The sequence below is a fragment of the Yoonia sp. TsM2_T14_4 genome (assembly GCF_049602355.1).
GTDB classification, from domain to species: domain Bacteria; phylum Pseudomonadota; class Alphaproteobacteria; order Rhodobacterales; family Rhodobacteraceae; genus Yoonia; species Yoonia vestfoldensis_A.
In genome coordinates this window covers 1,876,736-1,901,388 of the sequence record NZ_CP187137.1, presented here as the reverse complement: position 1 = coordinate 1,901,388, position 24,653 = coordinate 1,876,736, and the positions used below count along the sequence as shown (strand labels likewise).

The following is a 24,653-nucleotide window of genomic DNA, read 5'->3' as shown; positions in this document are numbered from 1 at the left end:
CGCTAGCTGACACGCGCTCCAACAGGCAGCGTTGCCGGCGCGGCATTCAGCCGCTCAATCGCAAAACCCGCCGCCGCTTTATAGGTCGCCATAAACTCTGAGCGCTCTTGCGCAGGGATCACATCTTCGATGTCCTCAAACACACCGCCACAGCGTTCATCCAAAAGATTGAGCAACCCGAAAGGCCCGGCCCCGCGATTGCGCAAAACAAGCGCCGAGATCGGCGCGCAAAGCTGCGCATCATATGCCGACAGGGCCGCGGGCGTCACGCCGAGTTCCAGGATTTTTGCCCCAATCACGCGGGCATCGACGATGGCTTGGCTCGCGCCATTCGAGCCTGTGGGATACATCGCATGGGCAGCATCTCCCATCAAAGCGACAGGTCCGTCGACCCATGTCGGGATCGGGTCGCGGTCAATCATCGGGTTTTCATAGGCGCAATCGGTCTGCGCCAGCATCTCTGGCACATTCAACCAATCATAGCGGAACTGGTCGAAATGATGCGCGAAATCGGCAACTTCGACAGGCCTGAACCAGCCTTGTTCCTGCCAGCCGCCTGCATTGTCGCGGGTCACTTCGGCAATCCAGTTGATTTGCGCATAGCCTTCGCTATCGGGGGCCGAGATCGGATAGATCACCATGCGGTGTTCATGGGTGCCTAGCCCGACAAAGGATGATCCGGTGCGCATTGGCTTGGCGCGCACCGTGCCACGCCACATGACAGCGCCACCCCAATGAATCGGTGGCTGGTCTGGGTGCATCTGGGCGCGGATGGCAGAATGGATACCATCGGCCCCGATCAGGAGTTGCGCGGTTTGGTCTTCTGTGCGGCCATCGGACCCTGTCACCACGGCTGTGACACCAGTGTCGGACTGCCTCCAGCCTGTCACACGCGATCCCAAAAGCACCGCATCTGCGCCAAGTCTTTCAATGACTTTGCGGTAAAGCAGCATATGAAACGCCCCACGGTGGGCGGCGTATTGCGGCCATTTATAGCCTGCCTCCAGCCCGCGCGGTTCGGCATAGACCTCTTTGCCGTTCAGCCCCACCAAAGCCCATTCGCGGGCGGGGACCCCGACGCTGTTCATGTCCTGCTCGGTGAAACCAAGATCAAATAGCTCGCGCACCGCGTTGGGCTGGATGTTGATGCCAACCCCCAAAGGCTTCATCACAGGCGATGTTTCGATCACGCGACAGCTGACCCCGATCTGGTGCAATGTCAGCGCCAAGCTCAGCCCGCCAATACCGCCGCCGGCGATCAAAACATCTGGGTGTGTCATAAATGAAGTGCCTTTTGCCTAGATCATCGCCTGTGCAAGCGCCTGAGCTCGCTGGGTGAATTATGGTTCTCAGCGACGGCGTCAATGCGCGCCCAAGCGGCGGCAAAAAACAAATTCGCTGTTTGCTGTGCGAAAGCGTGGGCTTGCGGTAACGGATCGGATGTCTGTGACATCGCGCTGCGCAAGATTTGCCAGTCGGCCAGACGCTGCAGCACAGGCGCGGACCCATGAGCCAGGTCGGTAACGAGATCTGCAAATTCATCCGCTCCGCCGCCTGCGCGCAGCCCACGGGTGGCAATGCTGCGTTCATGGATGCCGTTCGCCCCTTCGTAGATTGCACAGATCCGCGCATCCCGCCAAATCTGTTCCAGGCCATATTCGTTCAAATAGCCATAACCGCCGAGGATCTGGATGCCGAGGTCGGCCGCGCGTATCCCTGCCTCCGAGCAAAAGACTTTGCACAGCGGGGTCAGGAAATCACAAAGCGCGGGGCTATCTGCAGTTTCGACCGCCACAAGGGCGATGTGGCACATCGCGCGCGCGCCCAAAGCAAGGTGGCGTTGGTCGTCCAACATGCGCTGAACGTCTGCGTGCTGGTTGAGCAGGGCAGGTGATCCATGCGGCTGGCGGCCTTGTATGCGCTGCGCCGCATAGGCAGCCGCGATATCCGCGGCGCGGCTGGCGTGGGCCACCCCTTGCAGGGCGACGTCGATGCGAGCGTGGTTCATCAAGGTAAACATCGCTTGCAACCCTTGCCCCTCGGTGCCGATCAATTCCGCCTTGGCCCCGTCAAACCGAAGCTGGCAGGTGGGCGATGCGTGCAGGCCCATCTTTTCCTCGATCCGCGTCACGCTGACGTCGGGCTGGGCGGGGCACATGTACAAGGACAGCCCGTTCATGCCAGCGTTTGCCGCACTGCTTCGGGCCAGCACCAGATGCAGGATTTCGGCTGACATGTCCTGATCGCCGCCAGAGATAAAGATTTTCTCGCCTGTGATCCGCCACCCGTCACCGGTGTTTTCAGCCCGGCACCGGATCGCCGAGAGATCCGATCCCGCCTGCGCTTCGGTCAGGCACATGGTCGAAAGGGCCGCGCCAGAGGCAAGTTTCGGAATCCACGCGTTCTGCTGGGCTGCCGTGCCGTATTTCATAAGCGTTGCAATCGCACCGGGCACCAGATTGCAGACCATTTGCATCGCGTGATTTGCGCCGGAAAATAATTCGGACACCCCTGCCGCGATCAAAGGCGAGGCCCCCATGCCGCCAAACGCGGCTGGGGCTGTCAGCCCTTGCCAGCCGTCTTGTGCCAGTTGGGCATAGGCCGCGACAAAGCCGTCGGGCATCCGGACGCGCCCGTCGACAAGTTGCGCATGCTGGCGGTCACCCACCGCGTTGAGCGGCGCAATGACCCTTTCGGCAAAACCGGCAAAGTGGCCCAAGATGTCACCCGCCAATTCTGGGTCCCATGCGGCAAGCGCGCCGGCCCCCGCCACATGATGCAGCGAGAAAAGGATATCTTCGGTCGGGGCAACAAAGGCGGTCACGTCAGGGGCTACTTCAACAAGACTGGGATTTGAACAGCCCCACGAAAGCCAAATCCGCGCCAGATCACAGCGTCAGTATCGGGGATTTCCATATTCGGGAAACGGTCAAACAGGATTGGCAACATCACCTTGCCCACCGCGCGCCTTGCCACATGGGTGCCTTGGCAAAAGTGCGGCCCATTGCCGAAGGATTGATGCGGGTTCTTGTCGCGATAGACCTCAAACACCTCGCCGTTATCAAAGAAGTCTTCATCGCGGTTAGCGCTGGCCTGAATCGTCATGACCGTGTCGCCTTTTGGGATGAGATAGCCGCGAATTTCGGTATCGACGGTCACAAGCCGCGACGAAGCAGAAATGGGCGCGACCCAGCGCACACCTTCTTCAAAGGCTTTGTCCCAATCCTCACGGCGTTTTACTTCGGCCAGTTGATCGGGATTGGTCAAAAGCCCGTAGATGATCGTGTTGAGCGCATCGCGTGGTTCATTGATCCCGCCGCCGATGGCGATTTTGATGTTGGCGTAGATTTGCGACATGGGGATCGGATCTTCGGCATTGAGCATCACGGAAAACGCCGAGTTGTTCGGCGCAGCGCGGTGGCGATCCTGAATGCGGTCGAGCAGCGCATCAATGGCGTCATTGGCGCGGTCGCTGCGGGCAAAGGGTTCATCCCGCCAACCGAAGTTGCCTGCGCCTTCGATAAGAGCTTGGGACCATTCCAGCATATCGTCGTCACTGGCGTCTTCCATACCCAGCAAGATCGCAAGGCCGCGCGCGGCATAGGCGCCTGACAAGATCGCAAACAGGTCTACGATTTCGCCGCGCGGCAGGCGGCTGACATATTCGCGGGCGATCTGCTCGTATTTGGGCATCCAGTCTGTCTGGATCACTTTGGCGGTAAAGGCGGGCGCCATCGCCATCCTCTCGCGGCGATGCTCGTCGCCGTCCTTGCGCATGAGCGTATGGGCGCGGAACGCCCGCTTCATCGGCGTATTGGGATCGTCAGAGCTGAAAATCTCGGGATTGTCTTTGACGTATTTTGTGTCGACAGCCTTTGTCAGCAGGGTGCGGCCTGCGGATTTTACGCGCAACACCGGGGCTTGGGCGCGCAGGCGGCGATAGATCGGAAACGGGTCGCGGTCCAATTGGTCCAGCGTAATCTGCTCGTCCAGTGGTGCTAAGTTTGGCATGTGTCATCTCCTCCCAATCGACGCTGTCTAAGACGTGGCTTCACCCAAAATCCGCAATGCGTTTTCTTTGAGGATCAAGGGCCGGACTTCGTCTTTGAAAGCAGCAGCTTCAAAGTCGGCCAACCACCGGTCCGGCGTGATGGCAGGCCAGTCAGAGCCGAACAGCATCTTCTTTTTCAGGATCGAATTGGCGTAGCGGATAAATGTTTCGGGGAAGTATTTGGGCGACCAGCCAGACATATCATAATAAACATTCGGCTTGTGCTGGGCGACGGCCAGACCTTCCTCGGTCCATGGAAATGACGGGTGCGCCAGCACGATTGGCATATCGGGGAAATCAACTGCGACGTCATCAAGGTACATGGGGTTAGAGTATTTCAGCCGCATCCCCATACCGCCGCGCATACCCGATCCAACACCTGTTTGGCCGGTATGGAACAAGGTAATCGCGCCTTCCTCGGCGCATGCTTCCAAGACGGTATATGCCGTTTCGCGGTCATTGGGGTAAAAGCCCTGCATCGTGGGATGAAACTTGAAACCGCGCACGCCAAAGTCGCGGACCAGACGGCGCACTTCGCGCGCGCCTGCCTTGCCTTTGTGCGGATCGACCGACGCGAAGGGGATCAGGATATCGTCATTCTCGGCGCAAATCCCTGCGACTTCTTCGTTGGAATAGCGCCGAAAGCCGGTTTCGCGTTCAGCATCAACAGGAAAGATGACCGCCGCGATATTGCGCTCGCGGTAATAGTTGGCAGTGTCTTGCACGGTGGGAAGCATACCCTGCGCGCCGGCTGGATTTTTGAAATAGGCGGCCATGCCAGCCTGAAATTCATTGTACCCATCATCGCGATGATCACAGCAGGGTTCTTCTGCGTGGGTGTGGAAATCAATGGCCTTGACCTTGGTGAAATCGACCATGCGAACCTCCGTTTTGCACGCGCCTTGCAAAAAAAAGGTATACAGTAAAACTGTTAACCTATACAACAGCTTTCAAATTAGGCCCCTAGGGGAGAAAATGATGCAGTCTTCGGCCCGCGATACGTCTGTCACACGCGTTGAATTTGACGGCGACATTGCGACCATTATTTTCAATCGTCCCGAAAAGCGCAATGCAATGAATGATGCGCTGGTCGACGCGCTTGATGCATTTTTTTCCAACCCGCCTGAAGGTGTGAGCGCCGTCATCCTGCGTGGCGAGGGCGGGCATTTCTGTTCCGGCCTTGATCTGGCCGAGCATGAAAGCCGAAAGCCGATCCCGGGCGTTTACCATTCACGCAACTGGCACCGCGTGTCCGAGCTGATCGAATTTGGCGGCTTGCCCGTGATTTCCGTGCTGACAGGTGCGGTCATTGGTGGCGGGCTTGAGATCGCGACATCGACTCATGTGCGGATTGCCGAACCTTCGGTGCGGTTCCAATTGCCCGAGGGGCGACGCGGCATTTTTGTAGGTGGCGGTGCGACCGTGCGCGTGGGCCGTATCTTGGGAGCCGACCGGATGCGCGAGATGATGCTGACAGGGCGCAGCTATGGCGCTGAGGACGGGCTGGCGCTGGGCTTGACGCATTATGCTGTGGCCGAAGGCGAGGGTATCCCGCTTGCGCTGAAGCTGGCGCGCCGGATAGCGGACAATGCGCCGTTCTCTAACTATTTGATGATAAATGCGATTTCACGAATTGGTGACATGTCACGGAGCGATGGGATGTTCACCGAGAGCCTTGCGGCAGCGATGTCGCAGTCGTCTGCCGGGGCGCAGGAAGGTCTGCGGGCCTTTCTCGAAAAGCGGGAACCGAAATTCAGATAACAAAAGGCAGAAACACCGCGAAGACTGAATAACCTTTGCTCACTTAACTGGAAATCTTTGGGAGGAGTTACCATGAAAAGAAGAGACTTTCTGAAAACCACTGCCGTTGGTGCATTGGCCGCAAGTATCGGCCCTAATATGGCTTTTGCACAGGACGCGACCCTGCGGTTCCATCAGTTCTTGCCACCTGTAGCGCCGCTGCCTGCCTTTGCATTCAAGCCTTGGGGCGAGCGTCTGGAGGCGGCGTCCGGTGGCCGTTTGCGTATCCAGCATTTCGACGCGATGGCCCTGGGTGGGCGTCCACCTGAACTGCTGGATCAGGCACGCGACGGTGTGGTCGATATTGCGATGTCGGTTGTCGGCTATACACCCGGTCGTTTCCCGCGCACCGAAGTGTTTGAACTGCCCTTCATCATGAAGAATTCCATCGCAACATCGCTGGCATTCCAACAGATGATTGAAGAAGATTTTGGCGAGAGCGAATACGGTGACTTCAAAGTGTTGGCCGGTTGGGTCCACGGCGCAGGCCTCATTCACTCTGAAGAGCCTATCACAAAGCTCGAGGATATGGCCGGCAAGACTTTGCGTGGTCCGACCCGCATCATCAATGATCTGTTGTCTGAATTGGGCGCGGAACCTGTGGGCATGCCGCTGCCTGCCATTCCAGAGGCGCTGTCCAAAGGGGTAATCAACGGCACCGTCATCCCTTGGGAGGTAACACCGTCCATTCGTCTGGCGGAAATGGTGTCCAATCACACCGAATTCGGTGGGCCAGAGGCGCTTTATACCGCAACCATCATCATGGTGATGAACAAGGATGCCTATGATGCGCTGCCCGACGATCTGCGTGAAATTCTTGACGCCGAAAGCGGTGCTGCAATGGCGCAGGCGTTCTCGCAGGTGATGTTGGACTATGATGCCCCCGGCCGCCAGATCGCTCTTGATGCAGGCAATACCATCACCACGCTGGATGAAGCCGAAGTTGCGCGCTGGAAAGCTGCTGCACAGCCGGTCATTGACCGTTGGGTTGCTGATATGGACGCTCAGGGCATTGACGGACAGGCATTGATCGCCCGTGCCAAAGAGCTGATCGACGAAAAATCTGCGATGCTGGGCGTTTAGGGCCTTTTCTCAATGATCCGGGCGCTGTCCAAGGCGCCCGGATCTTTATGCCTTATTTGATGCATTGGGGATAGCGATGTACGGGATGCTCTCACGGTCCGCACAGAGTGTTGCGCGTGTTATGGCGCTTGCGGGCGGTCTTCTTCTTTTGGTGATCATCGTCCTGACATGCGTGTCGATCATCGGCAGGGCGTTGTTTTCTTCGGGCATTTGCTGTGGACCAATCCGCGGTATCTATGATTACACCGAAATCGCCGTTGGCGCTGCGATCTTTGCGTTCTTGCCGTGGTGTCAGTACCAGGCAGGCCATGCGGCCGTCGATTTGTTTAAACCCGCCTTTCCGGATGGCGTAAACCGATTGCTGAACCTCGTCATTGATATAGCCATGCTGGTCTTGGCGTCCTTGATCGCGCACCGGCTATGGCTGGGCATGTTGGACAAAGAGCGCTTTGGCGAAACAACCCTGATCGCTCAGGTACCCGTCTGGATCGGCTATGCCGCCTGTCTGGTCGGCGCGGTCGGTTTTGTGCTGGTTGCCGCCTTTTGTGTACTGCGCGCGCTGCGAGGTCTGATCGGCCTAGAGCCGGTAGTGGAGTAATTTACATGAGTGATCTGGCCCTCGCATTGTGGTCATTCCCGGTTCTTTTGCTGCTTGTTTTTCTGCGCGTGCCAATCGCACTGGCGATGATGAGCGTTGGCATCGGCGGGGCCTATCTGGTCTATGGCACAGCATTGCCCGTGCTTAATGCCTTCAAGAATGTGACCTACGGGACATTTTCCAATTACTCGTTTTCGATCATTCCGCTTTTTTTGCTGATGGGACAATTCGCGACCCTTTCGGGGATGTCGGCTGCATTGTTCCGTGCAGCCGAAAGTTTTCTGGGCCATCGGCGGGGTGGAGTGGCGATGTCGGCAATTGGGGCCTGCGCCGGATTTGGCGCAATCTGCGGAAGTTCACTGGCGACAGCGGCCACCATGGGGCAGGTGGCCCTGCCCGAATTGCGCCGCTATGGCTATCCCGGGTCGCTTGCGACCGGAGCCTTGGCAGCGGGCGGCACATTGGGCATCTTGATCCCGCCTTCGGTCATCTTGGTAATTTATGCCATTCTGGCTGAGCAGAATATCGAAAAACTGTTTGTAGCGGCGCTTATTCCGGGGATTTTGGCGGCGCTGGGATATATCCTTGCCATCTCGGTCTGGGTGCGCGTGTCCCCGAACGCCGCGATGGTGAAAGACCGTGTCCCTTGGGCCGAGCGCCTTGTGGCCTTGGCCAAGGTCTGGCCGGTTCTGACGATCTTCGTGGTTGTTGTGGGCGGGATCTATGTTGGCGTATTTACCCCCACCGAGGCGGCGGCTGTCGGTGCCGCAGGCACAGGCCTGATCAGCGTTGTTTCAGGGCAGATGACTTGGCCGCGCCTCAAGCAAGCGATCCTTGCGACAGCCAGCGCTTCAGCCATGATCTATCTGATCATTCTGGGGGCTGGGTTTTACAACAGCTTTCTGGCGCTCAGCCAATTGCCACAGACCGCTGCCGCATGGGTCGGCGGTGCAGGCATGTCACCTTGGATCGTGCTGGTGATCGTGCTTTTCATGTATCTGGTTTTCGGCTGCGTGATGGACAGCCTTTCTATGGTGCTTTTGACGGTGCCGATTATCTATCCAATCATGATCGTGCTGGATTTCGGCATGTCACCGCAGGACTTTGGTCTGTGGTTCGGTATTCTGGTTCTGATCGTCGTCGAGGTTGGGTTGATCACGCCACCAGTGGGGATGAATCTGTTCATCATAAACGGCATGGCCAAGGATACGCCGATCAAAGAGACTTATAAAGGCGCCTTGCCCTTTGTGGTGACGGATCTGATCCGCGTCGCCATCCTGACGATGTTCCCTGCGATCACGCTGTGGTTGGTCTGGTTTATTGACAGTCTGGGCTAAAGGAAATCAGACAGCGATGACTGCAGGGTCATCGCTGTAAAGCTGCGCGACGCTTGTGGCACGATTGCTGCGCATGGCGCGCTGGTTCAGTGACCCCTTTTCGGTCACTTCACCTCGGTCAAAGCTGGGCTGTTCTGACAGCACGATAATGCGCCGGACGCGGGTGGCAGACCCAGAAGCGTCTTTTGCGGCGGCGGCCAGTTTTTCTGAAAGTGCTGCGTGCAGGATTGCCTGGTCCATGGTCTGCGCCGCCTGCGACAAAAGAACCATCGCACCAAGTTCTGCTTCGTTCTCGCCGACGATGACTGCATCGCGGATCAATCCATCCATTGAATCGACCAGTTTCGCGCGCATCGCACCGACCGCAACCCAGGTACCAGTCGACAATTTGAAGTTTTCTGCGATCCGCCCATCAAAGAAGAACCCTTTTGAGAAATCGTCTGGATCGGCCGGGCGCAGTGCGTCGCCCATGCAGTAATACCCTTCGTCGTCAAAGGCTTGGGCGGTTTGCGCAGGATCACCATAATAGCCCGGAAAGATGGTCGGTCCTTTGATCCGCGCTTCCAGTTTCCCCCCGTTTGGCACAAGTTTGATCGTCAGTCCCAACGAGGGTACACCGACATTGCCGGATTTTTCCTGTGGCACAGTGCATGCCAAGGCAAAAGGTGCGGTTTCGGTGGCCCCAAGCCCGGTCGCCAACAGCACTTCATGGCCTGTCGTTGCGCGCCCTGCAGCGCGCAGCCTGTCCCATGTGCGCTGTGCCATGCCAGCGCCTGCATAAAACATCATGCCCAATTTATTGAAAAAAGTTGCTGCTAGTGCGGGGTCATTTTCAAGCTGATCGACCAGCATGTCATACCCGATCGGCACATTGAAATACCATGTGCAGGAAATATCGCGAAGATTGCGTAATGTTTCGTCGAATTTTCCAAGCACCGGGCGGCCGTCGTCGATATAGTAGCTGCCGCCATTCGTCATCACCAGGTAAAAGACCTTGTTGCCAGCGGCCGTGTGGTTCCACGGCCCCCAGTCCAATACGACGGGTGGTTCATGCGTCAAGAACCGGTAACAGTCGCGCACGATTGCTTGCATCGCACAGATCATACGATTGGTGTTGATCACGGCTTTCGGTGATCCTGTAGAGCCTGATGTGAACAGGTATTTGACAACCGTGTCTGGCGTCAGCCTGGCGCGCGCCGCTTGGGACGGTGCCGGATCAGCGTCAAGCAGGTCAGCAAAGCGCACCGCCCCGCTGATCGGGTTGTCCAGATTGATGACCGTGGTGTCTGTATTGTTGATAGCGGAAATAGCATTGGCGAACGCCTTGCCGTTATCGGCAAAGATGGCGCCGGGTTTCAGCAATGCTGCAATGTTTCGCAACTTGGCATGGTCTGTGGACACTAAAGAATAGGCAGGTGACAGCGGCGCATAAGGCACGCCGACGTAGGCACAGGCCATACCCAGCAACGCATGTTCCAAGCTGTTTTCAGACAGGATCAATAAGGGCCTTTGGGGACCCAACCCCATGTCGAGCAGGGCGGCACCAATGGCTTTGGCCTGCGCGCGCCCCTGAGCGTAAGTGATGTGTCTCCACTCACCCCCATCCTTGCGGCGCGCAATCCATGTCATGTGCGGGGTCGCGTCAGCCCATTTGTCCATATAATCAGCCAGTAATGGCGCGTAGTCGGGCAATTCACCTTCCTGACGCATGACGACCGTGCCATCGGGACGGTGTTCATATGCGAAGGTTGGGGCCCAAAAATCGCCAGAGATGCTTGGTATGGGTTGGGACATGGTCTTAGGCTCTGCCTTAGCGGGGGGCCATGCGAATGGCTCCATCCAAGCGGATGACTTCGCCGTTCAGCATCGGGTTGCGGGTGATGTGATCAACCATTTCGCCGTATTCGCGTGGATCGCCCAGCCTTGACGGGAAAGGGACCTGCGCGCCGAGTGACGCCTGCACCTCGGCGGGCAATTCGTGCAACAGCGGCGTGAGAAAGAGCCCTGGCGCGATGGTGCAGACACGAATGCCCTTGGCGGCAAGATCTCGTGCCATGGGCAAGGTCATGCCGACAATGCCACCCTTGCTGGCAGCATAGGCCAATTGCCCGATTTGCCCGTCATAGGCTGCGACCGAAGCTGTGTTGATGATCACGCCGCGCGCGCCATCTGGATCAATCGGGTCCTGCGCGACCATGCGCGCTGCGGCTTGGCTGGCGCAGTTGAAGCTACCCATCAGGTTGACGCGGATCACGCGCTCAAAAACCGCAGGATCATGGGCTTTGCCGTGTGACACAGTTTTGGATGCGCCACCGATCCCGGCGCAATTAACCAGAATGCGGATCGGCCCATGTGCGGCTTCGGCCTTGGTAATACCGTCAGCGACAGAGTGCGGGTCGGCCACATCGACATGCGCAAAACAGCCACCGATCTTGTCAGCCTGCCGCCGCCCCGCGTCGTCATTCATGTCAAAAACAGTGACTTTCAGCCCGCTTGCGGCAAGCCGCTCGGCAGTGGCTGCCCCCAGTCCCGAGGCGGCGCCGGTGACAATCGCGCCATGGCCTGACCAATCCTGCATTAAATGTCTTCCTTGTCGGTCAGGCGGATCTTGATCAAGATCTGCATCAGGGTGTGCTTCTCGGTCGCGGAAAGCGTGGCCAAGAGGCGTTCTTCATGTGCCTGAACGGTTGCCAAGGTTGCCTGATAGGCCGCGTTGCCTTCGTGTGTCGCAACAAGCGCCTGAACGCGACGGTCTCCCGGCACATGGCTGCGGGTCAGGTAATTGCGGCGTTCGAGCTCGTCAATAATTGCCACAAGGCCAGAGCGTTCAATGCCGAGCAAACGCGCAAGGCTGCTTTGGCTGATGTTGGGGTGTGCGACGACAAGCGACAGGGCTGAAAATGTGCGCGGAGACAGCCCGCCTTCACCAAGCGCGGCACGAAAATCTTTCTGGATCGCGACATAGGCTCGTTTCATGTTGTAGCCAATGAGTATTTCCAGATCCGAGACAACATCCGGCATTTCAGCATTGGTCTGTTTCGCAAGTGCGCGAGGTGCCATCACCTACCTCCTTATTCTATCGACAGGGATAGCGCATATTGTTAATCAGGTAAACAGTTTTGCGCTGATGATACATTAAGGATGACGGCTATGAACCTTCCAGAACCAAAGCTTGAATGGGTCACGGATATGATCGTTGAATTGGACCCGATCCGTGCGATGGGTCAAGGCCGTGCAGGGGTCCGCCGGATCATACCGATTGTCGGCGGTACGATGTCAGGGCCGAAATTGCGGGGCAAAATTCTGAATGTCGGCGCGGATTGGCAGACCTTGTTTGCCGATGGGCTGGCGGAACTTGATACGCGGTATGCTTTGGAAACCCACGACGGCGCCACGATTGAAATCTGCAACTACGGATTTCGCCATGGTCCAAAAGACGTCATCGCGGCGATCGGGCGTGGTGAGGATGTGGCGCCAGACAGCTATTACATGCGCACACATGCGCGGCTGGAAACCGGAGACAGTCGCTATGCTTGGGTCAATCACACGCTTTTCGTGGGTGTCGGCGCGCGCAAGGAACAAAGCGTTCTGATGCGCCTTTATGCCCTGATGTAAGAATTCTGTTTGCGCAGAAATCCAAGGCAAGATCGCTGGCCGGGATGATGCCGTGAAAAACCCACGTCCTGGTGGAAAATGACCAGCGGCGGGTTCTGGGTCCGAGGCCGACCAAGCAGTGTGAGCAAAGATTCTTGCGCTCCGCGCGGGAGTATTTTGGGAAATAAGAAGTTAGGGTCCGGCTGGAAAGTGCGGTGCCGCGCTAGCGCCCTGTCCAGACTGGATCGCGTTTTTGGGCAAAGGCGCGCGCGCCTTCTTTCTGGTCGTCGCTGGCGTAAAGCTGGTCCACGGTCGCGAATTGCCGTTTGGTGACGCGGTTCAGCGCATCCTGAAACCGCATGGCTTCGGCCTCGCGCACGATTTCCTTGATCGCGGCATAGACCAGTGGTGGGCCGTTCTCGAGCATGCGGGCAAGCGCCCAAGCCTTGGGCAGCAAATCGGCAGGTGTCGTGATCTCGCGTAAAAGGCCCCAATGCATCGCTTCGTGTGCATCAAACCAGCGTCCGGTCAGCAACAGATCCATCGCGACATGATAGGGGATGCGTTTGGGCAGTTTGATCGAGGCCGCATCCGCCACCGTCCCTGACCGGATTTCCGGCAGCGCAAAGGTGGCTGTGTCGGAGGCAAGGATCAGATCGCAGCTGAGCGCCAGTTCCAGCCCGCCCCCACAGCAGATGCCGTTGACGGCGGCGATCACCGGTTTGTTCAGATGTGGCAGTTCCTGCAGGCCGCCAAAGCCACCTATGCCGTAATCGGCGTCGACCGCGTCACCATCAGCGGCGGCTTTGAGATCCCAGCCGGGGCAAAAAAACTTGTCCCCCGCCGCCCGCAGGATCGCGACCCGCAGACTGTCGTCATCGCGGAAATCGCGGAACACCTCGCCCATGATCCGGCTGGTCGCCAGATCAATCGCATTGGCCTTGGGCCGGTCGAGCGTGACTTCGAGCACGGCCCCTTCGCGGCGGGTGTGGATCGGGCCGTCGCTGTGCATTTGCATCATGGGGTGTCCTTCCAGATCACGGCATCCGCGGCCACAGCAAAATCTGCCCCAACCATCAGCGGATTGATTTCAATTTCTTCCAGCATCCTGTCGGTTGCCAGCATCTCCTGCAAGGTCAGCGCCGTGCGGATCACCGCGCCGACATCGGCGCGCGGTCGGCCGCGATAGCCGTCAAGCAGCGGCCAGAGCGTCAGGCGGCGCAGGGCATCTGCGATTTCGGGTGCTGTCACCGGCAGGACCAGCGTCACCGTATCGGCCAGTAATTCCGCCGCGACCCCGCCGAAACCTAGCGTCAGCGTTGCGCCGTAAACCGGATCGCGGCGCGCGCCGAGCAAGAGCTCTGCGATGGCACCCGTCACCATCTCCTCGGCCAGATAGCCGATAGCGCCCGGCATCTGTTCCTGCCCGTCAAGCGTGACAAGCTGCAGCCGTACGGCGCCTGCCTCGGTCTTGTGGGCAAAGCCCAGACCTTTGAGGGCCAGCGGCGGTGTCAGGTCATGCGCTGCCGATTGCAGGCTGGTGATCGTCGGCGCGGTTACGCCACGCGGTACCGCAATGCCCGCCGCTGCCAGCCGCGCCTTGGCGGCGGCCTCGTCCAGCAAAGTCAGGGGGCCGGTGCGCGCGATGGGCGCCCAATTGCGCCACCCTGCGCGCCCTGCGGTGACCTGCGCTGCACGCACTGCCGCCAGCGCTGTTTCCAGCCCCATCAGCGGTGCAATGCCTTGGTCCATAAGCGCAATGGCGCGGTCCTCTTCAAAGTTTTCGGGCAGGGAGGCAACAGGAAAGGCGGGTTTGCCGGTGGCGCGCGCGGCGGCGACGATTGCGTCGAGCGCGGGGGCGAAACTGGCCGGATCGCAGCGGTCGGGGCGCGGCGGGTCGATGATGAACAGCCCCGCATCGTATCCTGCGAGCATGGTGGCGAAAACCTCTGTCGTGCGCGGCCCGTCGCCCCAAATGAAGGTCTGGTAATCCAGCGGGTTTGCGATGGTCACCAACGGGCCGAGCGTGGCCGCGAGATGCCCCACTTGCGCCGGACCGGGCGGTGGAAACTCCAGCGCCAGAGGGGCGGCAAGATCCGCGACCAGCCCCGCCTCACCCCCTGAACAGGCCACAGCGCAAAGCTGCCTGCCCAACCCTGGCCCATGCAGATGCAGGATCTTGAGCGTTTCGAGCAGTTCCGCCGGTGTGTTCACCTCGGCGACCCCGATCTGGCGCAGATAGGCAGACGAGGCAGCACCACCGCCCGCCAAAGACGCGGTATGAGATGCGGCCGCGGTCTGTGCGGCTGCGGTCTTGCCGGATTTGATCGCGACGATGCCTTTGCCTGCCGCCTGTGCAGCCTCAGCCACGGTGGCGAAACCGGCGGCGTCACCTAGACCTTCGATGTAAAGCCCAAGGGCGGTAACACGCTCATCCGCCAGCAAGGCGCGCGCCAGCTGCGCCAGCCCGACTTGGGCCGCATTTCCCAGACAGGCGACATAGGCGATGGGCAAGCCGCGCGCCTGCATCGTCAGGTTGATCACGATGTTGGAGGATTGGCTGATCAGCGCCACGCCCCGCGCCACCCGTCGCCCGCCATGCTGATCAGGCCAGAGCAATGCCCCGTCAAGATAGTTGATCACGCCATAGCAATTTGGCCCGAGGATCGGCATCGTTCCCGCGCGCGCGACCAGCCGGTCCTGCAAATCGCCGTCGCCGGTTTCGCGCCAGCCCGAAGCGAAACAGATCGCGCCACCTGCGCCCATGCCCGCCAGCTCCGTCACGACATCGAGTGTCGCGTGGCGATTGACCCCGATAAAGGTGGCATCAGGTGCGCCGGGCAGATCGGCCAGCGAAGGATAACACCGCACCCCGGCGATCTGGTCGCGCGTTGGATGCACGGGCCAGACCGGGCTATCGAACCCCATGCGCTGGCATTGTTCAATCACATTTGCGGCCCAGCCAGAGCCGAGAACAGCGATGCTGCGCGGTCGTAGTAAACGAGACAGATCCGTCATCGCAGCACCTGCCTGCGGTGCAGGCAGCCGGGGGCCTTGCCCCCGGACCCCCAGGATACTTGTAAACAGATGAAACAGGGGCGTCGCCCTGCCCCGGACGAGCGGGACAGGGAAACTTCACCTGTTGCGGTCATCGGGGTCCCCCCCTGTACCGCCCGATCAGTTTGCAACGGATTGGTTAACATATCGTTTCATCTGTTCAAAAATATCCTCGGGGGTGAGGCGCGGCGCGCCGAGGGGGCAGACAGCCCCCTGACTAGCCCTCATGCGGGCGCAAGAGTTGCCGGCTGATGATGTGCCGCTGGATTTCGCTGGTGCCTTCCCAGATCCGTTCGACCCTTGCATCGCGCCAGATCCGTTCCAGTGGCAGGTCGTCCATCAACCCCATGCCGCCATGGATCTGGATCGCCTCGTCTGCGACCATGGCCAGCACTTCGCTGGCCTTGAGCTTGGCCATGGCCATATCGGCCTCGGTGACGCTGCCCTGGTCAAACTTCCATCCGGCCTCCCATGTCAGCAATTCGGCGGCTTTCAGCTCCATCGCCATATCGGCCAGCTTGAAACTGACGCCTTGAAACTTGCCGATCTGCTGGCCGAACTGGCGGCGTTCCGCTGCATAGCGCACCGCGTGATCAAGCGCCCGGTCTGCACGCCCAAGACAGGTGGCGGCCACCTGCAATCGCGTGGCGCCCAGCCAGTCATTGGCGACTTCGAACCCTTTGTGGATTTCACCAAGGATATTCTCGGCCGGTACGCGGCAATCGTCGAAGTCCAGAATGGCGTTGGAATAGCCGCGGTGGCTGACGTTGCGGTACCCTTCACGCACCGTGAACCCCGGCGTGCCTTTGTCCACGAAGAAGGCGGTGATCTTTTTCTTGGGGCCGCGCGGCGTGTCTTCTTCGCCCGTCGCCATGAAGGCGATGGTAAAGCCCGCGATATCGGCATGGCTGATGAAATGCTTGGTGCCGTTCAGCACCCAGTCCCCGCCGTCCTGGCGCGCGCTGGCCTGCATGCCGCGCAGGTCGGACCCGGCCCCCGGTTCGGTCATGGCCAGACAATCCCAGGTTTCGCCGCGCAGGCAGGGGAAAAGGTATTTTTCGCGCTGCGCCTTGGTCCCTGCCAGCAGGATGTTCGATGGCCGCGCCACGCAGGTCCAGTGTAGCGCGTAATTCGCGCGGCCCAATTCGCGTTCGTAAAGCAGCCATGACAGGGTATCGAGGCCCGCGCCGCCCACTTCTTCGGGCATATTGGCGGCATAAAGACCGGCGGCCATCGCCTTGGCCTGAATCTCGCGGATCAGCTCCATCGGCAGGTGGCCGGTGCGTTCGACCAGCGCTTCATGCGGGTAAAGTTCCGCCTCGACGAAAGCGCGGGTCGTGTCCACGATCATCCGCTGTTCATCGGTCATGGCAAAATGCATCAGCTTTTCCCCTGTCCGATATGGCGGCCTGCGCCGGCGGGGCGCGGCAGGCTGGCATGGGCGTCGCGGATTGCAAAGAGCCGGTCAAGCACGGCGGGGGCTGCGGGGCAGGTCTTGCCTGCGGCCATGTCCACATGCAGCAACATCTGTTCCAATGTCGCCACGGCATCCCCATCCTTGGCGATGGTGATGAAGATATGCAGCCGCTTGTCATCCGCGCCCAGCACCTGCACCGAACCGGTCAGATGATCGCCCAGTTTCGCCTCGCCCAGATGGCGGATATGGGTTTCGGCGGTGTAATAGCTGTGCCCGCCTGCGACATAATCCATATCGGCCCCGATCAGCCGCAGCAGCGTGTCCGATGTTTCCGAGCCTGCGAACAGATAGCGGCTTTCGGTCATATGGCCGTTGTAGTCGATCCAGCTTGGCAGCACTTGCAAGCGCACCAGCGGGGCATCGGCATCTGGCGTCTGCACAACGTCGCGCCTTGCCGCGTCATGCGCTTTGAGCACGCGCCCCGCGCCCCAATCGCGGTCTTTGAGCACCCGCAGAAAGCCCACCAGATTGCTGTCGCGGATCCGTTCCAACTCGCGGATCGTGTGATGCCCTGATTGCGCATCCGATTGTCCCGCGATCAGATCGACCAATTCGTCGTTCAATTCGGGCACATCCATCAGTTTGGTCCATGGCCATGTCAGACAGGGGCCGAATTGTTCCAGAAAATGTTTCATCCCCGCTTCACCGCCCGCGATCCGGTAGGTCTCGAACAGGCCCATCTGACCCCAGCGCAACCCGAACCCCATGCGGATCGCCTCGTCGATTTCCTCGGTCGTGGCGATGCCGTCCTTGACCAGCCAGAGCGCCTCGCGCCAGACCGCCTCGAGGAACCGGTCGGCGATATGGGCGTCGATTTCCTTGCGCACATGCAGCGGGAACATGCCGATGCTGCGCAAGGTATCCTTGACGCCTTCGATCAGCGCGGCGTCGCTGGCGGGGCTTGGCACCACCTCGGCCAAGGGCAAAAGGTAGACCGGGTTGAACGGGTGGGCGACAAAGATCGTCGCGGGGTTGATCGCCCCCTCCTGCAATTGCGACGGTTTATAACCAGAGGTGGAGGAGCCAAGGGGCGTGTCGGGCGCGGCCTTTTGGATTTCGGCATAAACGCGGTGTTTCAGGTCCAGCCGTTCAGAGACGGATTCCTGAATGTAATCCGCGCCTGTCACAGCATCGGCCAAAGTCGCGGCATAGCTGAGCTGCCCCATCGCAGGCAGCGGCACATCCGACAGGGCGGGCAGCGACAGTTTGGCATTGTCCAGCACGGCAGCAATCTTGCGCGGGGCGTCGGGGTCGGGGTCAAAGACCGCGACATCCCAACCGTTGAGCAGGAACCGCGCGGCCCAGCCGCCGCCGATCACGCCGCCGCCGATGATTGCGGCCTTCATAATGGCGCCCTTTTCGTCAGATGCAGGCGGTCTCGGACGGCATCCGGCCCGATCACCCGTGCGCCCATGTTTTCGATGATGGTTGTCGCTTTCTCGACCAGTTGCGCGTTCGTGGCTAGCACGCCTTTGGACAGGTATAGGTTGTCTTCCAGCCCGACCCGTACATTGCCGCCCGCCAGCACCGCCGCCGCGACATAGGGCATTTCATGCCGCCCCAGCGCAAAGGCGGACCAGTGCCAATGGGCTGGCACATTGTTCACCATCGCCAGAAAGGTGTTCAGATCATCGGGCGCGCCCCATGGCACGCCCATGCATAATTGCACCAGCACGGGGTCGGGGATGATACCTTCGGCGACCAGTTGTTTGGCGAGCCACAGATGGCCTGTGTCGAACGCCTCGATCTCGATGCGTACGCCGGATGCCACCATCCGCGTCGCCATATCGCGCAGCATGCCGGGGGTGTTGACCATGACGTAATCGGCCTCGGCGAAATTCATCGTGCCGCAATCGAGCGTGCAGATTTCTGGGCGGCAATCCAGCACATGCTGCACCCGTTCTGCAGCGCCTGCCATGTCGGATGTCTGCGACATGCGGTGCATGCTTTCGGTGCCATCGAACACCAGATCACCGCCCATGCCGGCGGTCAGGTTCAGGATCACGTCGGTGTCCGCGTCGCGGATACGTTCGGTCACTTTGCGGTAAAGGGCCGGGTCGCGCGACGGTTTGCCGGTCTCGGGGTCGCGCACATGGCAATGCACGATGGCCGCGCCCGCCTTGGCCGCGTCAATGGCGGCGGTGGCGATCTGTTCTGGCGAGCGTGGGACATGGGGCGACATATCCTGCGTGCCGCCTGATCCGGTGACGGCGCAGGTGATGAAAACCTCGCAGTTCATGGCAAGTGGCATGGCAATCCTCCTTTTTTTAAAGCAGGCTAACAGGGTTGCGCGGGGCGGCTTGGCGATTTACGAAAATGTTATGACGATTTCTGAATCCATCTTTGCGCCTTCAACCCAGCCGCTTGATATCGCGGTGCTGGTGCTGCCGCGTGCCTCGATATTGGAGGTGGCGTCGGTGCTGGACCCTTTGCGCAATGCGAACCGGCATCTGGGGCAGGACAGGTTTCGCTGGCGGGTGGTCTCGCCCTCGGGGGCGGATGTGGCGCTGACCTGTGGCATTGCCTTGCCCGCGATTGGCCCGCTTGCGGCGGCAGACGGCGCTGATGCGCTGATCGTCGTGGCGGGCTATAACCAGTCCGAGGTGGCGACCCGCCCCCTGATTGCGGACCTGCGCCGTGTCGCCGGGCGGTTCCGCGCGGTGGGGGCGGTCGATGCCGGACCTTGGGTGCTGGCGCGGGCGGGATTGCTCGATGGCCACCGCGCCACCGTGCATTGGGAGGATCTGGAGGATTTCGCCAGCGCCCACACGTCTGTCGATGTGGTGCCGGACCGTTTTGTCATCTCGCGCAATCGCTTCACCGCAGGCGGTGCCGCCCCTGCCGCCGACCTGATGCTGCATCTGATCGGCGCGCGCTGTGGCGCGGGGCTGGCCGGTCAGGTGGCCGCATCGTTTCAATACGAGCCGCCGTCAGATGGCAGCCGCCCGCAGCGCCCCGGCCTGTTGCCTGTGGTCGGCGATGTGCGGCTGGCGGGGGCGCTGGCGCTGATGAATGCCCATCTGGAAGACCCGCTGCCGCTGGACACAATCGCCCGCGCGCAAGGGGTGGGTCTGCGACGGATGGAACAATTGTTCCGCGACAATCTGGGGCAGGGGCCGGGGGCGGCCTATCTGGACCTGCGGCTGCAGATGGCGCGGCGGATGGTCACCGACACGCGCCACGATCTGCGCGCGATTGCCTTGCGCTGTGGATTTGTGGACCCCACCAGTTTTTCACGCGCGTTCCGGCGGCGGTTCGGTGTGCCGCCCAGCCGGATCAGGTCGTCGTGACAGGCGGCAGGGTGACTTCGATCATGCGGGGGCCGGATTGCGTCGCGTCGATTGCACCGGGCGTGGTGCGGGTAAACGGCAGACCGCAGGCGCGCGCAAGATCGGCGAAATCCGGCGGGCGCGGGGTGCAACCCAGCACCTGCGCGCCTGCGGCTTTCATCGCGCTGGCGATCTCGCCGTAGCCTGCGTTGTTGAACACGATAAAGGTGATGTTCAGGTTTTCCTCAACCGCTGTCAGCAATTCTGCGGGGCTGAACATCAGCCCGCCATCGCCGATCAGGCACAGGATGCGTGCGTCAGGGGCCGCCAACGCGGCACCCACCGAAGCCCCCGGCGCATAGCCAAGCGCGCCGTAGCCTGTCGCCGCGTTGAACCAGCCGCAGGGCCGGTCATGGTCATAATAAAGGTTGCCTGCATAGATCACTTGGGTGGAATCGCCGACCATGATGGCGTCAGGGCAGCTGTCGCGCAGGCGGTTCAACAGGGCGATTTCAGCAGCATAGCCTGCGGGCAGCGCGGCATGGGCCGCGTTCCGCGTCAGGGCCGCGCGCTGGGCGCCATCGGCGCTGGTGGCACCGTGCAGTAATGGCAGGATATCGGCCAGATCACCCTGCAGCGTCAGGGCGGCGGGATGGCGCGCCAGTTGGGCAGCGTCGATATCGACGCGGATCATCCCCGCCAGATCGGGCTGCTCGCCATCGTCATACATATCCCAATCGGTCGGCCCGATTTCGGACCCCAGCACCAGCAGCTGATCTGCCGAGGCGATCAGCTCGCGCACAGGCGCAAGGCTGGGCGCGGCCGGCACGACCAGCGGATGGGCGTGCATCAGCCCGCGCGCATTGGTGGTCAGGATCACAGGCGCGCCAAGGCGGTCTGCCAGCGCCTGCAGTGCCGCCCCCGCGCGACGGCAGCCACCGCCTGCGACGATGACAGGACGCAGTGCCTGTGCCAGCAAGGCATTTGCGGCGCTGACATCTGGCACAGCGGCGGCGGCTTGGTCCGCGATGCGGCTTGGCGCATCGGGCGCCTGCGCCGCCATCAGGTCCAGCGGGATTTGCAAATGCACCGGCCCGCCGCGCCCATTGGTCAGGGCGCCGGCAATCTGGTCAAGGATCGCGGGCAGATCGTCGGCGCGGTCCAGATGAAACGCCGGACCCAGTGTCGCGCTCAGCGCCAGTTGGTCTGGCAGTTCGTGCAGATGCCCCAGCCCCTTGCCCAAGCTGTCCCGCCGGTTCACGCCGGAAATCACCAGCATCGGCACGCTATCTGCGCGCGCCTGCGCCATCGGCGTCAGGATATTGGTCAGCCCCGGCCCGGTGATCACCAGCGCCACGCCGAACCGCCCCGACACGCGGGCATAGCCATCGGCCATGAAACCTGCCCCCGCTTCGTGGCGCGGGGTGACATGGCGGATGCCTGCATCGGGCAGGGCGCGGTAAAGCTCGATCGTGTGTACGCCGGGAATGCCGAAAATCACCTCGGTGCCCATCTGCTGCAACCAGCGCACAAGGCTTTGCGCGACGGTGGTCATCGCGGCCAGCTCATCGCAAAGCGCTTGATCCGCGTGCAAGCCTCGCGCGTGGCGTCATCGCTCGCGTTGAGCGCCAGCCGCAGCCAACCTTCAAAAGCTTTGCCAAAGGACGCGCCGGGCATGACGGCGACGGCCTCCGCCTCTAGCAGCGCCAGCGCAAAGGCTTTGGAATCGCGGCTCAGCGCGCGAATGTCGAGAAGGGCGAACATCCCCGCCTCGGGTTTGTGGACATGCAGGCCCGCCACACCGTCCAATGCCACATGGATGATCCCCGCGCGCCGCGCCATGCGGGCGGCCATCGCGGTGGCAAGATCGGGCGCGCCCGCCACAGCCTGCGCTGTCATGTCGGCGATGAAAGGCTGCGATCCGAACAGCATGGTTTCCGACAAGGGCAGCGCGCGGGTGCAGAAGGCCGCAGGCCCGCAGACCCAGCCCGACCGGAACCCCGGTGCGGCATGCGATTTGGAGATCGAGGCGGTAACGATCACGCGGTCCTCATAGGTGGGATTGGCCAGTGCGGATGTGAATACCGCGCCATCATGGGTCAGGTTGCCGTAAACCTCGTCTGATACCACCCACAGATCATGCTGGGCCGCCAGCGCGCAGATCGCGTCCAGATCGGCAGGCCGCAGGATCGCGCCGGTGGGGTTATGCGGCGTGTTGAGCATGATCACGCGCGTCGCGGGCGTGATCGCGGCCGCCACATCCGCCGCCTGCAGGCGAAACGCATGGGCAGGGTCAAGGCTGACTGGCACCGGCACGGCACCCGACGCACGGATCAACCCCTCATATGTGGCATACATCGGATCACCGAGGATCACCTCGCAACCCGGATCGCACAGCGCCGTCAGCACCAGATACAGCGACGTTTGCGTGCCAGGCAGGCACAGGAACCGGTCGGTCCCGATGCTGCGGCCTGTCAGCGCGGAATATTTGCCCGATAGCGCATTCAGCAATGAAGGCTCGCCCCGCCCGTTGGAATAGCCGGTGCGCCCTGCGCCCATCGCGGTGATGGCGCTGTCGATCAGCGCGGCAGGCGTTGGCACGTCAGGTTCACCGATGGTCAGGTTGATGATCGCCTCGCCCGCGCGGATACGCGCATTGGCGGCGGCACTCAGCACCCATTTATCCGACCCCAGCCCGGCAAGGCGGGTGGTGACATCTGCATATTGCATCATTTACTCCGATAGTTTCAGGTCAAGCAGCCGCGCAAAGGCGCGGATCGCGATGCTGCGCATTTCGCCTTGCGCGAATTGGTCGGGCAGGACCGATGCTTCGATCCACAGCCCGTCGAGCAGCGCATTGCCTGCGATGGCAAGGGCGCGTGTCGTGGCCGTGTCATGCGGTTTGCCCGCCGCTGCCAGCGCATTGGCAATCATGCGTTCCAGCCGGTCACGGAAGGCCAGATAGGTCGCTTCGTGGACATCGCGCATCGCGGCGTCGCGCGGCACCAGCTGCATCGACGCCGCCCACAGCGCCATGGCGCGTGGATCGACAACAGGCGGCGTGACAGCATTGGTGATGAACCCCGCCAGCCGCGCCACCGGATCGGCGGGCAGATCGTCCAGCGCCGCCGCACTCGCCTCGGTCATGCGGGTCATCAGGGTTTCGTGGGCGCTCGCGACAAGGTCTTCTTTGGTGTCGAAATAATGCTTGATGAGGCCCGGCGTCACGCCGGCCTTTAATGCGATGGCGCGCACGGTTGCCGCCTGCGGGCCACCTTCGGCGATGCAGTCGAGCGTGGCGTCGATCAATGCGACACGGCGCGCCTCCTCGCCTGCGCGTATAAATGTGCGGCGCGCGGTCATGCGCGCAGCACCGGACGGGTCAGGCAGGTGGGGCCACCTTCGCAGGCGATGCACAGCGCATCGCCGTCGAATACCTGTACCTTGCAGCCTGCATCTTCCATCAGGGTGCGGGTCTGCGGGAAACCGTCGACCATCACCACATCGCGCGGGCGCAGGGCCAGCACGTTCAGGCTCAGCCCGTTCGAGGCCATGAATTCATCCTCGGGCGCGTGCAGCAGGGTCCAGCCGCGCGCGCGCATGTCCGACCACAGCGCATAGGGCAGCAATGGCGCATGGATCAGCGCGATATCGGGGCCGAGCGGGGACACCAGCGACATCAGATGCAAACAGGCGGCGGGGCCAGTCCAATAGGGCAGGTCATAAGCCTGCACATTGATGGCGTAAGGGCGCAGGATGTCGGACAAAGCGGCGATGCCTGCCTGATTGGTACGCACACCGCGCCCCACGGCCAGCGTGTCTGGATCAAGCCAGAAACAATCGCCCGATTCGACCGTGGCATCACCGGTCAGACGGCCGATCACCGGCACGCCGATACTGTCATAAAACGCGGCATGCATATCCGGTTCGGCGCGGCGCAAGGCCTTGCCCATGTTCAGGATCACCGCCCCGTGGCGGGTGACAAAAGACGGGTCTTGCACGAATACCGCATCCGACAAACTGTCGTCGGCGGATGGCATCCAATGCACCTTTGCCCCACTGGCGGTCACGATCCGCGCCAGCTCTGCATGCTGGGTTTCCGCGCGGGCGGGGTCGAACCCGGCGCCGTAATGCCAGTCTTGCGGGCCGGCCTTGGCCATGGCGGGGCCGGGGGCGCGCATGATCACGGCGGCAAGGGGTTTTGATCGGTCTTCGGCACCAAATCGCATGATGTTCTTCTTTAGCTGAAATTATACACTTGAATAATTGCTGCCATTTTGGCCAGATACAATCACAAAAATGTTGCGGTCGCGGCTTTGCCTGTCGCAGCCTTTGCAAACGTCGCGTCGAAACCCGCGCTGCGGGATCATCACAAGAAGCGCAAAAG

The 24,653-nt window shown here is 61.1% G+C and carries 22 protein-coding genes; 6 read left to right on the top strand and 16 right to left on the bottom strand.

What is annotated here, in order from left to right; translation table 11 throughout:
* Positions 1–2: 2 nt before the first annotated feature.
* The 4 genes from ACPF9B_RS09395 to ACPF9B_RS09380 are packed head-to-tail and all read right to left on the bottom strand — an operon-like array spanning position 3 to position 4,929.
* Positions 3–1,280, bottom strand: a complete 1,278-nt coding sequence (locus tag ACPF9B_RS09395; RefSeq protein ID WP_424176958.1) for a flavin-dependent oxidoreductase — start codon at positions 1,278–1,280, stop codon at positions 3–5.
* A 23-nt stretch (positions 1,281–1,303) separates the two neighbouring features.
* Positions 1,304–2,824 (bottom strand): acyl-CoA dehydrogenase family protein, encoded by a 1,521-nt coding sequence (locus ACPF9B_RS09390; protein ID WP_007204129.1) that lies wholly within the window; start codon positions 2,822–2,824, stop codon positions 1,304–1,306.
* A gap of 8 nt (positions 2,825–2,832) precedes the next feature.
* Positions 2,833–4,011 carry a cytochrome P450 gene (locus ACPF9B_RS09385; protein WP_424176955.1) on the bottom strand — a complete coding sequence of 393 codons (1,179 nt, stop codon included), beginning with the start codon at positions 4,009–4,011 and terminating at the stop codon, positions 2,833–2,835.
* A gap of 27 nt (positions 4,012–4,038) precedes the next feature.
* Positions 4,039–4,929, bottom strand: coding sequence for a 4-hydroxyphenyl-beta-ketoacyl-CoA hydrolase (locus ACPF9B_RS09380; RefSeq protein WP_007204131.1), 891 nt, complete (start codon positions 4,927–4,929; stop codon positions 4,039–4,041).
* 97 nt (positions 4,930–5,026) lie between these two features.
* Here ACPF9B_RS09380 and ACPF9B_RS09375 point away from each other — a divergent pair, with 97 nt between their 5' ends.
* The 4 genes from ACPF9B_RS09375 to ACPF9B_RS09360 all read left to right on the top strand — a co-directional run bounded on the left by ACPF9B_RS09375 (position 5,027) and on the right by ACPF9B_RS09360 (position 8,869).
* A complete protein-coding gene (locus ACPF9B_RS09375; RefSeq protein ID WP_424176953.1) occupies positions 5,027–5,812 on the top strand; it encodes a crotonase/enoyl-CoA hydratase family protein in 786 nt (261 codons plus the stop codon).
* Between the two features lie 72 nt (positions 5,813–5,884).
* Positions 5,885–6,934 carry a TRAP transporter substrate-binding protein gene (locus ACPF9B_RS09370; RefSeq protein WP_040482726.1) on the top strand — a complete coding sequence of 350 codons (1,050 nt, stop codon included), beginning with the start codon at positions 5,885–5,887 and terminating at the stop codon, positions 6,932–6,934.
* A gap of 121 nt (positions 6,935–7,055) precedes the next feature.
* The gene (locus ACPF9B_RS09365) at positions 7,056–7,532 is read left to right on the top strand and encodes a TRAP transporter small permease (RefSeq protein WP_007204134.1); all 477 of its coding nucleotides are present in this window, start codon (positions 7,056–7,058) and stop codon (positions 7,530–7,532) included.
* A gap of 5 nt (positions 7,533–7,537) precedes the next feature.
* On the top strand, positions 7,538–8,869 hold the full coding sequence (locus ACPF9B_RS09360; RefSeq protein WP_007204135.1) for a TRAP transporter large permease: 1,332 nt from the start codon (positions 7,538–7,540) through the stop codon (positions 8,867–8,869).
* 6 nt (positions 8,870–8,875) lie between these two features.
* Here the strand turns inward: ACPF9B_RS09360 and ACPF9B_RS09355 are convergent, their stop codons facing one another.
* From ACPF9B_RS09355 to ACPF9B_RS09345, 3 genes are read right to left on the bottom strand one after another with little or no spacing between them, the layout of a single operon-like run.
* Positions 8,876–10,663: a feruloyl-CoA synthase gene (locus tag ACPF9B_RS09355; RefSeq protein WP_424176950.1), complete on the bottom strand. Its 1,788-nt coding sequence runs from the start codon at positions 10,661–10,663 to the stop codon at positions 8,876–8,878.
* A 16-nt stretch (positions 10,664–10,679) separates the two neighbouring features.
* On the bottom strand, positions 10,680–11,447 hold the full coding sequence (locus ACPF9B_RS09350; RefSeq protein ID WP_007204137.1) for an SDR family NAD(P)-dependent oxidoreductase: 768 nt from the start codon (positions 11,445–11,447) through the stop codon (positions 10,680–10,682).
* Positions 11,447–11,929: a MarR family winged helix-turn-helix transcriptional regulator gene (locus ACPF9B_RS09345; protein WP_007204138.1), complete on the bottom strand. Its 483-nt coding sequence runs from the start codon at positions 11,927–11,929 to the stop codon at positions 11,447–11,449. The genes ACPF9B_RS09350 and ACPF9B_RS09345 overlap by 1 nt, the downstream gene beginning before the upstream one ends.
* A gap of 90 nt (positions 11,930–12,019) precedes the next feature.
* Between ACPF9B_RS09345 and ACPF9B_RS09340 the strand changes: the two genes are divergently transcribed.
* Positions 12,020–12,484 carry a DUF3237 domain-containing protein gene (locus ACPF9B_RS09340; RefSeq protein ID WP_424176947.1) on the top strand — a complete coding sequence of 155 codons (465 nt, stop codon included), beginning with the start codon at positions 12,020–12,022 and terminating at the stop codon, positions 12,482–12,484.
* A gap of 202 nt (positions 12,485–12,686) precedes the next feature.
* Here the strand turns inward: ACPF9B_RS09340 and ACPF9B_RS09335 are convergent, their stop codons facing one another.
* The 5 genes from ACPF9B_RS09335 to ACPF9B_RS09315 form a co-directional block, all read right to left on the bottom strand.
* The gene (locus tag ACPF9B_RS09335) at positions 12,687–13,484 is read right to left on the bottom strand and encodes a carnitinyl-CoA dehydratase (RefSeq protein WP_424176945.1); all 798 of its coding nucleotides are present in this window, start codon (positions 13,482–13,484) and stop codon (positions 12,687–12,689) included.
* Complete coding sequence (locus ACPF9B_RS09330) at positions 13,481–15,481, bottom strand: acetate--CoA ligase family protein (protein WP_424176943.1); 2,001 nt, start codon at positions 15,479–15,481, stop codon at positions 13,481–13,483. Before ACPF9B_RS09330 ends, ACPF9B_RS09335 begins: the two co-directional genes overlap by 4 nt.
* 256 nt (positions 15,482–15,737) lie before the next feature.
* Positions 15,738–16,901, bottom strand: coding sequence for an acyl-CoA dehydrogenase family protein (locus ACPF9B_RS09325; protein WP_424176941.1), 1,164 nt, complete (start codon positions 16,899–16,901; stop codon positions 15,738–15,740).
* Positions 16,901–18,343, bottom strand: coding sequence for a carnitine 3-dehydrogenase (locus ACPF9B_RS09320; RefSeq protein WP_424176939.1), 1,443 nt, complete (start codon positions 18,341–18,343; stop codon positions 16,901–16,903). Before ACPF9B_RS09320 ends, ACPF9B_RS09325 begins: the two co-directional genes overlap by 1 nt.
* On the bottom strand, positions 18,340–19,248 hold the full coding sequence (locus ACPF9B_RS09315) for a 3-keto-5-aminohexanoate cleavage protein (RefSeq protein WP_424176937.1): 909 nt from the start codon (positions 19,246–19,248) through the stop codon (positions 18,340–18,342). The genes ACPF9B_RS09320 and ACPF9B_RS09315 overlap by 4 nt, the downstream gene beginning before the upstream one ends.
* A 70-nt stretch (positions 19,249–19,318) precedes the next feature.
* Between ACPF9B_RS09315 and ACPF9B_RS09310 the strand changes: the two genes are divergently transcribed.
* Positions 19,319–20,287, top strand: coding sequence for a GlxA family transcriptional regulator (locus ACPF9B_RS09310; protein WP_424176935.1), 969 nt, complete (start codon positions 19,319–19,321; stop codon positions 20,285–20,287).
* On the opposite strand, the gene ACPF9B_RS09305 is transcribed toward ACPF9B_RS09310, so the two are convergent.
* The 4 genes from ACPF9B_RS09305 to ACPF9B_RS09290 are packed head-to-tail and all read right to left on the bottom strand — an operon-like array spanning position 20,274 to position 24,495.
* Positions 20,274–21,821 carry a 5-guanidino-2-oxopentanoate decarboxylase gene (locus tag ACPF9B_RS09305; RefSeq protein WP_424180398.1) on the bottom strand — a complete coding sequence of 516 codons (1,548 nt, stop codon included), beginning with the start codon at positions 21,819–21,821 and terminating at the stop codon, positions 20,274–20,276. The genes ACPF9B_RS09310 and ACPF9B_RS09305 overlap by 14 nt on opposite strands.
* Entirely contained in the window at positions 21,818–22,996 is a 1,179-nt protein-coding gene (locus tag ACPF9B_RS09300; protein ID WP_424180396.1) for a pyridoxal phosphate-dependent aminotransferase, read from the bottom strand. Before ACPF9B_RS09300 ends, ACPF9B_RS09305 begins: the two co-directional genes overlap by 4 nt.
* A gap of 3 nt (positions 22,997–22,999) precedes the next feature.
* Positions 23,000–23,629 carry a TetR/AcrR family transcriptional regulator gene (locus ACPF9B_RS09295; RefSeq protein ID WP_424176933.1) on the bottom strand — a complete coding sequence of 210 codons (630 nt, stop codon included), beginning with the start codon at positions 23,627–23,629 and terminating at the stop codon, positions 23,000–23,002.
* Positions 23,626–24,495, bottom strand: a complete 870-nt coding sequence (locus ACPF9B_RS09290; RefSeq protein WP_424176931.1) for a dimethylarginine dimethylaminohydrolase family protein — start codon at positions 24,493–24,495, stop codon at positions 23,626–23,628. Before ACPF9B_RS09290 ends, ACPF9B_RS09295 begins: the two co-directional genes overlap by 4 nt.
* Positions 24,496–24,653 lie beyond the last annotated feature (158 nt).

Excerpts from the sequence above, each read along its gene's own strand:
- ACPF9B_RS09370 (WP_040482726.1), top strand. The coding sequence starts at position 5,885 with ATGAAAAGAAGAGACTTTCTGAAAACCACTGCCGTTGGTGCATTGGCC.
- ACPF9B_RS09305 (WP_424180398.1), bottom strand. The coding sequence starts at position 21,821 with ATGACCACCGTCGCGCAAAGCCTTGTGCGCTGGTTGCAGCAGATGGGC.
- ACPF9B_RS09300 (WP_424180396.1), bottom strand. The coding sequence starts at position 22,996 with ATGCAATATGCAGATGTCACCACCCGCCTTGCCGGGCTGGGGTCGGAT.
- ACPF9B_RS09330 (WP_424176943.1), bottom strand. The coding sequence starts at position 15,481 with ATGACGGATCTGTCTCGTTTACTACGACCGCGCAGCATCGCTGTTCTC.
- ACPF9B_RS09315 (WP_424176937.1), bottom strand. The coding sequence starts at position 19,248 with ATGCCACTTGCCATGAACTGCGAGGTTTTCATCACCTGCGCCGTCACC.
- ACPF9B_RS09340 (WP_424176947.1), top strand. The coding sequence starts at position 12,020 with ATGAACCTTCCAGAACCAAAGCTTGAATGGGTCACGGATATGATCGTT.
- ACPF9B_RS09365 (WP_007204134.1), top strand. The coding sequence starts at position 7,056 with ATGGCGCTTGCGGGCGGTCTTCTTCTTTTGGTGATCATCGTCCTGACA.
- ACPF9B_RS09395 (WP_424176958.1), bottom strand. The coding sequence starts at position 1,280 with ATGACACACCCAGATGTTTTGATCGCCGGCGGCGGTATTGGCGGGCTG.
- ACPF9B_RS09295 (WP_424176933.1), bottom strand. The coding sequence starts at position 23,629 with ATGACCGCGCGCCGCACATTTATACGCGCAGGCGAGGAGGCGCGCCGT.
- ACPF9B_RS09320 (WP_424176939.1), bottom strand. The coding sequence starts at position 18,343 with ATGAAGGCCGCAATCATCGGCGGCGGCGTGATCGGCGGCGGCTGGGCC.
- ACPF9B_RS09360 (WP_007204135.1), top strand. The coding sequence starts at position 7,538 with ATGAGTGATCTGGCCCTCGCATTGTGGTCATTCCCGGTTCTTTTGCTG.
- ACPF9B_RS09325 (WP_424176941.1), bottom strand. The coding sequence starts at position 16,901 with ATGCATTTTGCCATGACCGATGAACAGCGGATGATCGTGGACACGACC.
- ACPF9B_RS09335 (WP_424176945.1), bottom strand. The coding sequence starts at position 13,484 with ATGATGCAAATGCACAGCGACGGCCCGATCCACACCCGCCGCGAAGGG.
- ACPF9B_RS09350 (WP_007204137.1), bottom strand. The coding sequence starts at position 11,447 with ATGCAGGATTGGTCAGGCCATGGCGCGATTGTCACCGGCGCCGCCTCG.
- ACPF9B_RS09385 (WP_424176955.1), bottom strand. The coding sequence starts at position 4,011 with ATGCCAAACTTAGCACCACTGGACGAGCAGATTACGCTGGACCAATTG.
- ACPF9B_RS09355 (WP_424176950.1), bottom strand. The coding sequence starts at position 10,663 with ATGTCCCAACCCATACCAAGCATCTCTGGCGATTTTTGGGCCCCAACC.
- ACPF9B_RS09345 (WP_007204138.1), bottom strand. The coding sequence starts at position 11,929 with ATGGCACCTCGCGCACTTGCGAAACAGACCAATGCTGAAATGCCGGAT.
- ACPF9B_RS09375 (WP_424176953.1), top strand. The coding sequence starts at position 5,027 with ATGATGCAGTCTTCGGCCCGCGATACGTCTGTCACACGCGTTGAATTT.
- ACPF9B_RS09290 (WP_424176931.1), bottom strand. The coding sequence starts at position 24,495 with ATGCGATTTGGTGCCGAAGACCGATCAAAACCCCTTGCCGCCGTGATC.
- ACPF9B_RS09310 (WP_424176935.1), top strand. The coding sequence starts at position 19,319 with ATGACGATTTCTGAATCCATCTTTGCGCCTTCAACCCAGCCGCTTGAT.
- ACPF9B_RS09380 (WP_007204131.1), bottom strand. The coding sequence starts at position 4,929 with ATGGTCGATTTCACCAAGGTCAAGGCCATTGATTTCCACACCCACGCA.